Below are 12,315 nucleotides of genomic sequence, written 5' to 3'. Positions count from 1 at the left end.
GGACCGCTATCCGATCGAAATCCTGCACCAGGAGGACGCTATGCCCAAGACAATGGTCGCCGCTATCCAGATGGTCAGCACCCATGATATTGATGACAACCTGCACCAGGCTTCCCTGTTGCTGGCCCAGGCTGGCAAGCAGGGGGCGAGGGTAGCCGTGCTGCCGGAAAACTTTGCCGTGCTGGATACTGCGAATATGCCGGTCCATGGTGGCCGGGAGGTCAGCGTCGATGGCCCGATTCGCCGCTTTCTTTCTGAGCAGGCCCGCAAGCACGGTATCTGGATCGTTGGTGGGTCGCTACCCATTGCGGCCAGGCCTGATGGTAGCCCCCTGGCGAGCAGGGTGAGGGCAAGTTGTATTGTGGTGGATGACAGCGGTGTCGAGGTCGCCCGATACGACAAGGTCCACCTGTTTGATGCCATGGTGGAGGACAGTCAGGGGCAATACCGTGAATCGGATACCTTTGAGCCTGGTGAGCAGCTGGTGACCGTGGATACACCCGCCGGACGGCTGGGCCTGGCGATCTGTTACGACTTGCGGTTCCCGGAGATTTTCCGGCAACTACGGGAGCAGCAGGTGGACTGGATAACCCTGCCAAGCGCCTTTACCTGGCAGACCGGCGACGCCCACTGGCATCCGCTGATTCGTGCCCGGGCCATTGAGAACCAGGTATGGATGGTCGCGCCGGGGCAGGGTGGTCAAAACAGCGAGCGGCGCCGGACCTATGGTCACTCGATGGTTGTGGACCCATGGGGCAAGGTGGTGAAAGAACTTGCCGAAGGCGCTGGCGTGATCACGGCAGAGCTTAATATGGACTATCTGCAGGAAGTGCGCCAGCGGATGCCGGTATGGGAGCACCGCCGGCTCTGACGTTTTCAGGCGGATTTTTCGGATTCGTCGATACACTCCCGCAAATAACGGAACAGCTTCCTGGCCTGGCCGGTATTCTTGCCGGTCTTGATGTCCTTCTGGGCGTTTCGCAGCAGGTTACGCAGGTGCTGCACATCGGTGGCAGGGCATTGCTCAACGAATCCTGATACCGCGGGGTTGCCCTCCTCGATCAGGCGGTCGCGCCAACGTTCGGCCAGGTGGTGACGACGAGTGTGCTCCTCACTGCCTGCGTCAAAGGCCTCTACCGCCCGGCGCAGGGCCTCCGGATCTACTTCGTTGCGAATGACCTTGCCCACGTACTGGAGGTGCCGGCGGCGAGCCTCGTGCTGGTGGATCCGCCGGGATTCCACGATGGCCGCTTTCAGCGTTTCACTCATGGGCAGGCCCGTGAGCTGGTCATCACTGAGGTCCATCATGCGCTTACCCAGATCCTGGAGAGCGTGCATTTCACGCTTCAACTGGGATTTGCTCTTGATGGACTCGTCGTCCTCCGGAACCCGGTTATCTTCCTGTTTGCTCACGGCTTACTCGCCCTCGCCAAAATAGTCGTTGATCAGTGCCTCGAGGGCAGCAATCGCCTGTTGCTCGTCCGGCCCCTCGGCCACCAGTTCTACCTCTGTTCCCTGACTCGCTGCCAGCATCATCACGGGCATGATGCTCTTGGCATCCACCTGGCGGTTGCCCTTGACCAGTTCCACGCGGCTGTCGTACCGGGACGCGGTTTCGACGAGTTTCGCCGCAGCGCGGGCGTGTAGCCCAAGTTTGTTAATGATGGTGACGGACTGGCGAATCATGGGTTACCACGGTGTTGCGGGTTCAGGTGAGGCAACTCCGTGTGCCGGGTCTGAACCTGGTTGTAGGATTTGCTGAAATAACGGGACAGCTGTTCGCAGACGTACACCGAACGATGCTGGCCGCCGGTGCAGCCAATGGAGATGGTCATATAACTGCGGTTGCTGTTGCTGAACTGGGGCAGCCAGGTTTCCAGGAACCGGGTCAGGTCGTCGATCATCCGGTTGGTCATCGGGTCCGATCCCAGGAAGTCGATCACCGGCTGGTCGACGCCGGTGAAACGGCGCAGCTGGGGATCCCAGTAGGGATTGGGCAGGCAGCGCACATCCAGCACGTAATCAGAGTCCACCGGTACCCCGTGTTTGAAACCGAAAGACTGGAACAGCAGGGCCAGGTCCTGCTCGCTCCGGCCGATAATGCGCTGCTTGACGGTATCCCGTAACTCGTACATGGACAGCTCGGTCGTGTCCAGGTAGAGGTCTGCCAGCTGGGCAATAGGTTCCAGTAATTTCTTTTCGTACCGTATGGCCTCAGTCAGGGAAGTCTGGTCGTCGCTGAGGGGGTGTTTGCGACGGGTGGCGTGGAAACGTTGCAGCAGCGACTGCTCGGTGGCATCCAGGTAGATAATTTCGGTCACGATGCCAGCTTCCATCAGGCGCTGATGGATCGCTTCGAAGTTGGCAATCTCATTGGACAGGTTGCGGGCATCGATACTGACCGCGATATTTTCCAGGCGGCTGCCGGAGGTTCCGGCCATTGCCTCGGTGGTCAGCGGGAACAGCAGGCCAATGGGCAGGTTGTCGATGCAGTAGAAGCCCAGGTCTTCAAGCACGTGGAGTGCGGTACTCTTGCCGGAACCGGAGCGGCCGCTAACGATGATCAGTTTCATGGGACTGGTCCTCTGGTAGCTTTGCCGAAGCCGTTGTGGGCGTCGGGCGACATCCGGACCGGATCAGCGGTTTCCGGTCATCTTCTGATAGAGCCCGTCATTGCTGGTGCAGGCCCGCAGGGCATCGCAGAAACTACGGTCATTGAACTGTTCGGCCAACTGGCTCAGCAGTTCGAGGTGTTCAGAGGTGGCTTCCCGGGGCACGATCAGTGTAAACAACAGGTCTACCGGCTGGTTGTCAATGGCGTCAAAGGCCACGCCTTCTTCCAGCGTTACCAGTGCTCCCACAACCCGGGTGCAACCATCCAGACGACAGTGTGGAATGGCAATACCCTGACCAATACCAGTGCTGCCAAGGCGCTCCCGGGCGATCAGGTTGTTGAAGATCTGGGTTTCGTCGAGTTCCGGGTACTGGCCAGCCACTTTTTCGGAAATGAACTCCAGAATGCGCTTCTTGCTGGTGCCATTAACACGGCACAGCGTCAGTTCCGGCGCCAGGATGTTGTTGATGGTCAAGGTCGAATCGGTCATGGATTCTCATCGGTCCCGATAAAAAAATGCTGCGGTACGAGGTCGTACCGCAGCGTTGTGAGTCAGATTATAGCCGTTACAGTGTCACAATCGTTAGCGGGCCGTGGCTCCGTGCGCCCGATCAACGTTCTTTTCCTTGTGCTTGAGGATCTGGCGGTCAAGTTTGTCTACCAGTGCATCAATAGCAGCGTACATGTCGTCGTTCTCGGCCTTGGCGTGAATTTCGCCGCCTACGACATGCAGGGTGGCCTCTGCAATCTGACGTACCTTCTCCACTTCCAGCGTCACCTGGCAGTTACTGATGTGATCGAAGTGGCGTTCGAGCTTCTGGAATTTTTCGTTGATGTAATCCTTCAGCGAGGGAGTCAGTTCTACGTGATGACCGGAAATGTTCATTTGCATGGGCTTCTCCTGTTTGTCAGACCCTTTGTTCAGACCAGTCGTTTCCGCTCGTTTGAGGGCGGAATGTGCATGGCTTCACGATACTTGGCTACCGTGCGCCTGGCCACCTTTATGCCCTGCTCTCCCAGCATGGTGGCAATCTTGCTGTCGCTGAGCGGCTTTTTCGGGGTTTCTGCCGCGATCAGTTTGCGGATCATGGCACGAATGGCTGTGGAAGAACATTCGCCGCCCTCCTCCGTGCTTACATGACTCGAGAAGAAATACTTCAGCTCGAAGATGCCACGGGGGGTGTGCATGTATTTTTGCGTGGTGACCCGGGAAATGGTGGATTCGTGCATTTCCACGGCCTGGGCGATGTCCGACAGTATCAGCGGTTTCATCGCTTCTTCCCCATGGTCCAGAAAACCCTGCTGATGTTCAACAATTCGTGTCGCGACCTTTAACAGGGTTTCATTACGACTCTGCAGGCTCTTGATAAACCACTTGGCTTCCTGGAGCTGGTCGCGCAGGTAGGTGTTATCAGCGCTGCTGTCCGCCCGGCGTATAAGCGAAGCATAGCTCGTATTGACGCGAATACGCGGTGCAATTTCCGGGTTCAGCTCCACCCGCCAGCGACCATTGTCCTTGCGAACAATTACATCGGGGATGACATAGTCCGGTTCGGACCGGTCCAGTGCATTGCCGGGGTGGGGGTTGAGGGAGGTGATGACGGCCAGCACATCCCTTAGCTGGTCTTCTTTCAGGCGGCTTCGGCGAAGCAGCTGGGCGTAGTCACGGTTGCCCAGCAGGTTGATGTAGTGGGTGATCACCAGCCGGGCCTTGTCCAGCCAGGGGGTGTCCGGGGGTAACTGGTTAAGTTGTATCAGCAGGCATTCCTGGAGATCCCTGGCGAATACGCCCGGGGGGTCAAAGTGCTGCAGGCGGTGGAGTACTGCCTCCACTTCGTCCAGTTCGACGGGGTCGTCATCGGTTTCGTCTTCCAGGCCGGAATGTATGTCTTCCGGCGTGGCCGTCAGGTAGCCCCGTTCATCCACAGCGTCCAGCAGGGCATGGGCAATGGCGCTGTCTCGCTCGCTCAGTGGAGTCAGGTTGAGCTGCCACTCGAGGTGGTCCCGCAGGGTTTCGGCGGCGGGGTTGCGGCTGTCAAAATCCATGTCGTTGTCGTCATCGCCGCGGGAGGCGGGTGCTGGCGCCGACTGGTAAATGTCATCCCAGGCGGTATCCACTGGCAGGTCATCGGGAATGGTGTCACCGCTGTTGTTCTCTGCCGACCAGTCGGATTCCTCCCAGGTGTTGTCCGCTGCGCTTTCGCCCTCAGAGGCGGACACGGATTCATCGCTGCGCTCGTCCCGCTCGTTGTCCCTCTCGGCATCAGAACTTTCCTGGTCGTCGTCCTCGGAGGTTTCCAGCATGGGGTTGGAGTCCAGTGCCTGCTGGATTTCCTGTTGCAGGTCCAGGGTGGACAGCTGGAGCAGACGGATCGCCTGTTGCAGTTGCGGGGTCATTGTGAGGCTCTGACCCATCTTTAACTGTAAGGAGGCTTTCATCACCATGAGTTCACGTCCATCACCCTTCTGAGGTTACCGATAACATGTGTTAGCCCGAAGTTGTCTGATCCAGCTCAAAAAACTGGCAATATCAGGGAAAAATATCAGTGTTACCGGATACTTGGAATTAACAAGCAAGTTCTTTGCCGAGTGTACCCCCTTGCCGCATTGAAGACAATTGCTGCAACCGGCGTCAGTTTACAGATCGGGGCAGGGCGTACCGGAATCGCCGCCGATCTCAGAGCCTGAATTCATCCCCGAGATAGACGTCTTTGACCTGCTGATTGGCCAGGACTTCTTCCGAGGAACCCGAGGCAATAATGTGTCCACTGCTGACGATATACGCCTTTTCGCAGATATCCAGGGTTTCCCGCACGTTATGATCGGTGATCAGCACACCGATGCCCTTGTCCCGCAAGTGGCGGATAATCTGCTTGATGTCACTCACCGAGATCGGGTCCACGCCGGCAAAGGGTTCATCCAGCAGGATGAAGGCCGGTTCCATCGCCAGGGCTCGGGCTATTTCCACTCTGCGACGCTCCCCGCCGGAGAGGGCCATGCCGGCGCTGTCACGGATGTGGGTAATGTGGAATTCCTGCAGCAGCTCTTCCATTTTTTCTTCCCGCTGGCGCCGGTTCAGGTCCTTGCGGGTTTCCAGTATGGCCATGAGGTTGTCGCTCACGGAGAGCTTGCGGAAAACAGAGGCTTCCTGGGGCAGGTAGCCTATACCCTGACGGGCGCGCCCATGCATGGGCAACGGTGTGATGTCCTTGCCGTCTATACTGATGTGGCCATGGTCCGCCGGCACCAGGCCAACGATCATATAGAAGCAGGTGGTCTTGCCGGCCCCGTTAGGGCCAAGCAGTCCGACGATCTGCCCGCTCTCGATACTCAGGGAGACGTCGATGACGACTTTTTTCTGTTTGTAGCTCTTGGCGAGGTGGTTCGCCTGTAACAATGCCATAGCGAGTGCCGTCAGTTACTGCTGGATGAACTGTTGCCCCTGGGCTGGATCACCATTTCGACCCGGCCGGATCCTTCACCGGTTTCAGTGCGGCCTTCACCGGTGACAATCCGGTTGGCCGTGTCGTAGTTGATGATGGCGCCACGGAACTCGTCTTCCCCCTGCTCAACAACGGCCTCTTGCTCAAAGCGAAGCAGGTTCTCACTGGCGGAGTAATGAATTTCCAGCGCTTCGGCGTGGACGGGGCCCTCGGTTGCGGTTGCAGGCCGGTCGTAAGTGGCCGGGCGGCCCCGGGCGTGGATGCGGTCCAGTCCCTCGCTACCCCTGTAAACGTCGACCCGGTCAGCTGTGAGCAGCACGTCACCTTGGCGAACGTCGACATTGCCCCGGTAAATGGCGGTGCCCTGATTGTCGTCCAGGCGGGCGGAGTCCGCAGTGATCCGGATAGGCTCGTCCGAGTTCATGTCGAAAGCGCCAGCCGGCAGAGCGGCAACCAGCGTTACCAGGACAAGCAGGCAGCGCAGCGGGCTACTGACGGGTTTCATAGATTCCCTCAACGGAGTTCTCCAGTTCCAGCACCCGCTCATCGAGCCAGCCGGTCAGGCCGCGGGCATGGGTGATGTTTCCCGGTGATGTCAGGGTGACCGGGCGATCAGTCGTCGCTGTTCGGGAGGCATTATCAATGCGAAGGTATTCGGTAAGCAAGACAGCATCACCCCCGCCTGTACGACGGATCACTTCCACGTCACCCTCCAGGTCCATCACCTCGGCGGCCATATCATACAGGCCGGTGTTCGCGGTGATCAGCCAGCGCAGGTCTGCCTCATGATCATACAGAGTACCGTCAGGGGCCTCCAGAAAGGCCTCTTTACGGTCATCGAACTGTTCAGTCCGGGGACTGGTGACGACGATTTCGGGTCGCCCGGACGCATCAAAGGAGCGGAAAATACCCTGATTTACAAAGGTGTCTGGCTCGGTTTCGCCCCGCAGGGCAATGGCAGCGGTATCCACAGAGCGGGGGTCATCGCTTTGCCAGAGCATGTAACCGAGCACGACAGCTGCAATGGCCAGGCCCGGATTGCGGACGCGTGGGTGGGCCAGGAAATCCAGCAGACGGATCAGGAGATTGCGATCATCCTGGTCACTCATTCGGTCTCTCCAAGCCAGCGCTGCAGCTCTGAGTCGAGAGTGCCCCGGGCCGCCAGCAGCAGGTCGGTCAGCTCTCGCACCGCGCCATTGCCTCCGGTGGCGTGGGTGCAGTAATCGGCGTGCTGGCGAACAAACCAGTGTGCGTTGGGCACGGTAACGCCAAAGCCTGCATAGCGGATTGCAGCCAGGTCGGGCAGGTCGTCCCCCATATAGGCAATCCCGGACGGCGACACCTGGCGATGGGAGGCGATTTCCTGCAGGGCTGTTACCTTGTCTTCACGTCCCTGGAGTAACATGCCCACCCCCAGGCTTTGCATGCGCCGCTCAGTCAGTGCTGAGGTGCGGCCAGTAATGACCGCGATATCGATGCCCGCTGCCATGGCCTGTTTCATGCCCAGCCCGTCGAGGATATTGAAGGCTTTCAGCTCGTCACCTGTGGCGGAAAACAGCAGTGAGCCATCGGTCATGATGCCGTCTACATCCAGTGCCAACAGGGTAATGCCTGACGCCTTGTCGAGGGCCTCTCTGGGCCAGGCTGGTCTCTGTGTCGCTGCTCCCTGGGTGGTCATCACCATCTCAGATCACCCCCGCCCGCAGCAGGTCGTGCATGTTTAGGGCGCCCACCAGTTGTTCCTCACGATTCAGGACAGGCAGGGCGTTGATTTTGAGTTCCTCCATGACATGCAGTGCTTCTGCGGCCAGCTGGTCATCGTGAATAACGCGGCCGTTACGGGTCATGACATCCCGGATCAGCGTCTTCTGGATATCAATGGAGCGGTCCAGGGTGCGGCGCAGGTCACCGTCAGTAAAAATACCCACCAGCTGACCGTCCTCGTTGACGACGGTGGTCATTCCCAGCCCCTTGAGTGATATCTCCAGCAGGGCCCCGGCCAGGGGCGTGGTGTCCCGGACCCGGGGGATACGGTCGTCGGTATGCATGATGTCGGCGACCCGCAGTAAAAGACGGCGACCGAGGGCGCCCCCGGGGTGGGAGAATGCGAAGTCCTCAGCGCTGAATCCACGGGCCTCGAGCAGTGCGACTGCAAGGGCATCGCCCATCACCAGGGTGGCGGTAGTGCTGGAAGTGGGTGCCAGCCCCAATGGGCAGGCCTCCTTGGCGACGCTGACGTCGAGATTTGCCACTGCCTCCCGGGCGAGTGTTGAGTCCCGGTTGCCGGTCATGCTGATCAGTGGTGCGCCCATGCGCTTCAGCAGGGGCAGTATGGTCAGGACCTCGCCGGTGTTACCGGAATTGGAAATGGCCAGGACCACATCCTGGCTGGTGATCATCCCCAGATCACCGTGGCTGGCTTCCCCGGGATGAACGAAGAAGGAGGGGGTGCCGGTGCTGGCCAGGGTCGCGGCGATCTTGTTGCCGATATGACCGGACTTGCCCATGCCGGTCACCACAACACGGCCCTTGCAGGCCATGATGACTTCGCAGGCCCGGATAAAGTCGTCGTCGATGCGGTCAGAGAGGGCTTCGACCGCCTGGCGCTCAATGTCGATGGCGTTGAGTGCGGCGGCAACAAACGGTTTAGTCATGGGGCTCCTGATTCAGACGCTGTGAGCACAGGGCAGGCCCTGGTTGATAAATCCCGATTATAGGGTGGGAAGTATATCATCAACAGGGGTGGACTGGCGGCAGGGGCCCGGCGCAGCCACCGGTAAATCGACTATTCACAAAGTTTAACGCCCGCAGTCATTGAGCCGCGGGGCAAGTTGGCATAATGTAACGCCAAATTTCCGGTGGTTTCGGGCATGACTGACAGTTCCTACATTCTTCTGGACGATGTTGTATTTACCCGGGGCAGCCGTCGTATCTTCGATGGGGTGTCGCTCGCTGTGCCCCGTGGCCGCATCACCGCCATCATGGGACCCAGCGGCACCGGCAAGACCACATTGCTCAAGCTGATCGGCGGGCAGTTGCGCCCGGACAGCGGCAGTATCCGCGTAAAAGGCCACGATGTGCCGTCCCTCAAGCGCAGGGACCTGTACCGGCTGCGCGAGGATATAGGGATGCTGTTCCAGAGTGGAGCGCTGTTCACCGACCTGAGTGTCTTTGAGAACGTGGCGTTTCCGCTGAGAGTGCACACCAGGCTCCCCGACGACATGATCCGGGATATCGTTCTGATGAAGCTCGAAGCCGTGGGCCTGAGGGGGGCGCGCAACCTGATGCCGGCGGAACTGTCTGGCGGTATGACCCGGAGGGTGGCCCTGGCCCGGAGTATTGCCCTGGACCCGGAGCTGATTCTCTACGATGAGCCCTTCGCCGGGCAGGATCCCATTGCCATGGGTGTGCTGGTCAAGTTGATCCGTGAGCTGAACGCCATCATGGGCCTGACCAGTGTGCTGGTATCCCACGACGTGCCTGAGTCGCTGAGCATTGCCGACTACGCCTGTATTGTTTCCGACGGCAAGGTGATTGGCGAGGGTACCCCGGAAGCATTGAGAAACCACGCCTCGCCCAAGGTCCAGCAATTTCTGCATGGAAATCCGGACGGCCCGGTACCCTTCCATTATCCCGCGCCGGATGCCCGGGCGGACTGGGGTGGCACCGTCGAGGGAGGTGCTGGTCGTGGCTAGTGCGTTGATGAACCGTATTGCCCGTGTGGGGCGCCGGGGCCTGGACACCCTGGCTTCCCTCGGGCGGGCCGGCTTCTTCCTGTGGAGGTCGCTGGTGGGCGCGCCGAACCCTTCGGTGGGTGGCCCTTTGCTGATACAGCAGATCTACAGGATTGGCGTACTTTCCCTGGCGATTGTCATTGTGTCCGGGCTGTTTATTGGCATGGTGCTCGCGCTTCAGGGCTATACCATTCTTACTGATTTCGGTTCTGAAAGCGCCATTGGCCAGATGATCGCGCTCACGCTTTTGCGGGAACTGGGGCCGGTGGTCACCGCCTTGCTGTTTGCCGGCCGGGCCGGGTCGGCGCTGACAGCGGAGATCGGTCTGATGAAGGCAACGGAACAGCTGTCCAGTATGGAAATGATGGGGGTCGACCCTCTGCGCCGGGTCATGGCGCCACGCCTGTGGGCCGGGTTTATTTCCATGCCGTTGCTGGCGCTGATTTTTTCGGTGGTGGGTATCTGGGGCGGTATGCTGGTTGGTGTGGAATGGCTGGGTGTGTTTGAGGGCTCCTACTGGGGCAATATGCAGGCATCTGTGGCATTCGCGGATGACGTGGTCAATGGTGTTATCAAAAGCCTGGTATTCGGTGTCGCCTGCACCTGGATTGCCGTCTATCAGGGCTACGACTGTGTGCCGACGTCCGCGGGCATCAGCGCCGCCACTACCAGAACGGTGGTATTTTCATCCTTGACGGTACTTGGTCTCGACTTCGTCCTGACCGCCGTCATGTTCGGGAGTTTCTGATGGCTCAGAGAACGACAGAGATTATCGTTGGTCTGTTCATCCTGGCCGGTGGCGCAGCGCTGTTGTTCCTGGCGTTGCAGGTGAGCGGGCTGACCTTCAAGCCGGCCGGTGATACCTACACGGTCGACGCCTATTTCAACGACGCCGGCGGGCTGGGGCCCAGGGGGCGGGTTTCCATGGCGGGTGTCCAGGTAGGGCAGATCCGCGAAGTGACGCTTGACCAGGAGACGTTCCAGGCAAGGGTGGTGATGGATATCTCTGCCGCCATCGATTCCATCCCTGCCGATAGCTCAGCGATCATACGTACATCGGGTTTGCTGGGTGAGCAGTATATTGATATCTCCCCGGGCGCTGATATGCAGTCGCTGGCGGATGGAGATACTTTTTACGAAACCCAGTCGGCGCTCAATATTGAGCGCATGATCAGCAATTTCGCCTCCGGTCAGGGTGGCGACTAAGTCAGGAAAGCAACTCAGGAGAAACCCATGACCGCGGTTCGCCACACAGTTCGTCTCACACCTTATACACTGGCGTTGTTTGCCATGGTGCTGGTGTCCGCCTTGCTGGCTCGTCCGGCTGTTGCCAACAACCAGGACCTGGCCAAGTACGTGGATGAGAACACCCAGAAACTGGTAGAGCGCCTGAACGAAGAGAAGGGCCTGTACGAACAGGACCCCGAATCCTTTTACGGTGAGATGGAAGAGGCCCTTACCGGTTTTGTGGATTTTCGCCGGATTGCTGCCCGGGTAATGGGGCGTTACGCGCGCCAGACTACCCCCGAACAGCGGGATGAGTTCGTCGTTCGCTTCAAGCGCAGCCTGTTTGACAGCTATGCCCAGGCGCTGGTGAACAATTCCGACAGTTTCGAGATCGAGGTTCAGCAGGCCGAGATCAACCCCCGCGACGATGATCGCGCGTCGGTGAACCTGCTGGTGACCACCGAGTCAGGTGACCGCTACCAGGTCACCTACTCCATGTATCGCAAGGGCAGTGACAGTGACTGGCTGATGGAAAACGTAATTGTTGAAGGGGTCAACATTGGCCTGGCATTCCGTGACCGGTTTGCCCAGGAAATGGAGGCTCGTCGAGGCGATGTGGATGCCGTCATCGATAACTGGGGCGAGGCAGTGGCTTCCCTCAACCTGGATGACGAAATGGACCAGGGCGCGAATCAGGAATGACGGCCAGTGTCCGTGTCGCCGGTGAGCGCCTCGAGCTCGCCGGCCAGGTGACCGCAGACAACGTAGTGTGTCTGCGGCAGCAGGGTGAAGACTGGCTTTCGCAGCAGTCAGGGCAGTCGGTGGTCACCATTGACCTGTCATCGGTGTCTACAGCCAGTAGCCTGCTGCTGTCGTTATTGCTGTGCTGGCACCGGGCGGCGGCAGCCAGGTCCCAGACCCTCACCTATGAAGGGGCCTCCCCTGACCTGCTTGAACTCTCCCGCCTGAATGGCGTTTCCAGCTGGCTGACCGGCTCCCTATAATCCGGTACAATTCCGCCTTCGTTTCGTAAAACTTTGAGGTTAAACCGCGTATGCAAGCCCAGGACGTTGCCGAACGGGTCCGCCAGGAGCTGCCCGACTGTGAAATTCAGGTCCAGAACGATGGTAACCACTATCTGGTGGTCGCTGTCGGTGACCGCTTCGAAGGCATGTCTCCTGTCAAAAAGCAGCAGCTGATTTACGGGGCCCTTCGGGAGCAGCTGGATGATGGCACAATCCATGCCCTGACCATCCGCGCATTTACCCCGGCCCAGTGGGCAGCCCGTCAGCAGTAA

18 protein-coding genes are annotated in these 12,315 nt (G+C 59.3%); 7 read left to right on the top strand and 11 right to left on the bottom strand.

Going from position 1 to position 12,315, the window contains the following annotated elements; genetic code table 11:
- Window positions 1–40 precede the first annotated feature (40 nt).
- Window positions 41–871 carry a carbon-nitrogen hydrolase family protein gene (locus BM036_RS04885; RefSeq protein WP_091849116.1) on the top strand — a complete coding sequence of 277 codons (831 nt, stop codon included), beginning with the start codon at window positions 41–43 and terminating at the stop codon, window positions 869–871.
- 5 nt (window positions 872–876) lie between these two features.
- Here the strand turns inward: BM036_RS04885 and yjgA are convergent, their stop codons facing one another.
- The 11 genes from yjgA to BM036_RS04830 all read right to left on the bottom strand — a co-directional run bounded on the left by yjgA (window position 877) and on the right by BM036_RS04830 (window position 8,711).
- Window positions 877–1,413, bottom strand: a complete 537-nt coding sequence (gene yjgA / locus BM036_RS04880) for a ribosome biogenesis factor YjgA (protein WP_245742473.1) — start codon at window positions 1,411–1,413, stop codon at window positions 877–879.
- A gap of 3 nt (window positions 1,414–1,416) precedes the next feature.
- Window positions 1,417–1,686: an HPr family phosphocarrier protein gene (locus BM036_RS04875; protein ID WP_091849115.1), complete on the bottom strand. Its 270-nt coding sequence runs from the start codon at window positions 1,684–1,686 to the stop codon at window positions 1,417–1,419.
- On the bottom strand, window positions 1,683–2,573 hold the full coding sequence (rapZ, locus tag BM036_RS04870) for an RNase adapter RapZ (protein ID WP_091849114.1): 891 nt from the start codon (window positions 2,571–2,573) through the stop codon (window positions 1,683–1,685). The genes BM036_RS04875 and rapZ overlap by 4 nt, the downstream gene beginning before the upstream one ends.
- Window positions 2,574–2,636: 63 nt before the next feature.
- Window positions 2,637–3,104 carry a PTS IIA-like nitrogen regulatory protein PtsN gene (gene ptsN / locus BM036_RS04865; RefSeq protein ID WP_091849113.1) on the bottom strand — a complete coding sequence of 156 codons (468 nt, stop codon included), beginning with the start codon at window positions 3,102–3,104 and terminating at the stop codon, window positions 2,637–2,639.
- A gap of 93 nt (window positions 3,105–3,197) precedes the next feature.
- Complete coding sequence (hpf, locus tag BM036_RS04860; protein WP_091849112.1) at window positions 3,198–3,506, bottom strand: ribosome hibernation promoting factor; 309 nt, start codon at window positions 3,504–3,506, stop codon at window positions 3,198–3,200.
- A 29-nt stretch (window positions 3,507–3,535) separates the two neighbouring features.
- Complete coding sequence (locus BM036_RS04855) at window positions 3,536–5,053, bottom strand: RNA polymerase factor sigma-54 (RefSeq protein WP_091849343.1); 1,518 nt, start codon at window positions 5,051–5,053, stop codon at window positions 3,536–3,538.
- A 238-nt stretch (window positions 5,054–5,291) separates the two neighbouring features.
- A complete protein-coding gene (lptB, locus tag BM036_RS04850) occupies window positions 5,292–6,017 on the bottom strand; it encodes an LPS export ABC transporter ATP-binding protein (protein ID WP_091849111.1) in 726 nt (241 codons plus the stop codon).
- A gap of 11 nt (window positions 6,018–6,028) precedes the next feature.
- Window positions 6,029–6,562: a lipopolysaccharide transport periplasmic protein LptA gene (gene lptA, locus BM036_RS04845; RefSeq protein ID WP_091849110.1), complete on the bottom strand. Its 534-nt coding sequence runs from the start codon at window positions 6,560–6,562 to the stop codon at window positions 6,029–6,031.
- A complete protein-coding gene (lptC, locus tag BM036_RS04840) occupies window positions 6,546–7,166 on the bottom strand; it encodes an LPS export ABC transporter periplasmic protein LptC (protein WP_091849109.1) in 621 nt (206 codons plus the stop codon). The genes lptA and lptC overlap by 17 nt, the downstream gene beginning before the upstream one ends.
- Window positions 7,163–7,735, bottom strand: coding sequence for a KdsC family phosphatase (locus BM036_RS04835; RefSeq protein WP_177186001.1), 573 nt, complete (start codon window positions 7,733–7,735; stop codon window positions 7,163–7,165). Before BM036_RS04835 ends, lptC begins: the two co-directional genes overlap by 4 nt.
- Before the next feature lie 7 nt (window positions 7,736–7,742).
- A complete protein-coding gene (locus tag BM036_RS04830) occupies window positions 7,743–8,711 on the bottom strand; it encodes a KpsF/GutQ family sugar-phosphate isomerase (protein WP_177185996.1) in 969 nt (322 codons plus the stop codon).
- Between the two features lie 216 nt (window positions 8,712–8,927).
- Here BM036_RS04830 and BM036_RS04825 point away from each other — a divergent pair, with 216 nt between their 5' ends.
- From BM036_RS04825 to BM036_RS04800, 6 genes are read left to right on the top strand one after another with little or no spacing between them, the layout of a single operon-like run.
- Window positions 8,928–9,752, top strand: a complete 825-nt coding sequence (locus tag BM036_RS04825) for an ATP-binding cassette domain-containing protein (RefSeq protein ID WP_091849106.1) — start codon at window positions 8,928–8,930, stop codon at window positions 9,750–9,752.
- Window positions 9,753–9,759: 7 nt separating this feature from the next.
- Entirely contained in the window at window positions 9,760–10,539 is a 780-nt protein-coding gene (mlaE, locus tag BM036_RS04820; RefSeq protein ID WP_245742486.1) for a lipid asymmetry maintenance ABC transporter permease subunit MlaE, read from the top strand.
- The gene (mlaD, locus tag BM036_RS04815; RefSeq protein WP_091849105.1) at window positions 10,539–10,997 is read left to right on the top strand and encodes an outer membrane lipid asymmetry maintenance protein MlaD; all 459 of its coding nucleotides are present in this window, start codon (window positions 10,539–10,541) and stop codon (window positions 10,995–10,997) included. The genes mlaE and mlaD overlap by 1 nt, the downstream gene beginning before the upstream one ends.
- Window positions 10,998–11,024: 27 nt before the next feature.
- Window positions 11,025–11,720 (top strand): MlaC/ttg2D family ABC transporter substrate-binding protein, encoded by a 696-nt coding sequence (locus BM036_RS04810; protein WP_091849104.1) that lies wholly within the window; start codon window positions 11,025–11,027, stop codon window positions 11,718–11,720.
- The gene (locus BM036_RS04805; protein ID WP_091849103.1) at window positions 11,717–12,022 is read left to right on the top strand and encodes an STAS domain-containing protein; all 306 of its coding nucleotides are present in this window, start codon (window positions 11,717–11,719) and stop codon (window positions 12,020–12,022) included. The genes BM036_RS04810 and BM036_RS04805 overlap by 4 nt, the downstream gene beginning before the upstream one ends.
- Window positions 12,023–12,072: 50 nt before the next feature.
- Entirely contained in the window at window positions 12,073–12,315 is a 243-nt protein-coding gene (locus BM036_RS04800; RefSeq protein WP_091849102.1) for a BolA family protein, read from the top strand.

This window comes from Marinobacter segnicrescens, assembly GCF_900111555.1.
Classification (GTDB): Bacteria; Pseudomonadota; Gammaproteobacteria; order Pseudomonadales; family Oleiphilaceae; genus Marinobacter; species Marinobacter segnicrescens.
This window is presented reverse-complemented; position numbering and strand designations above follow the sequence as displayed.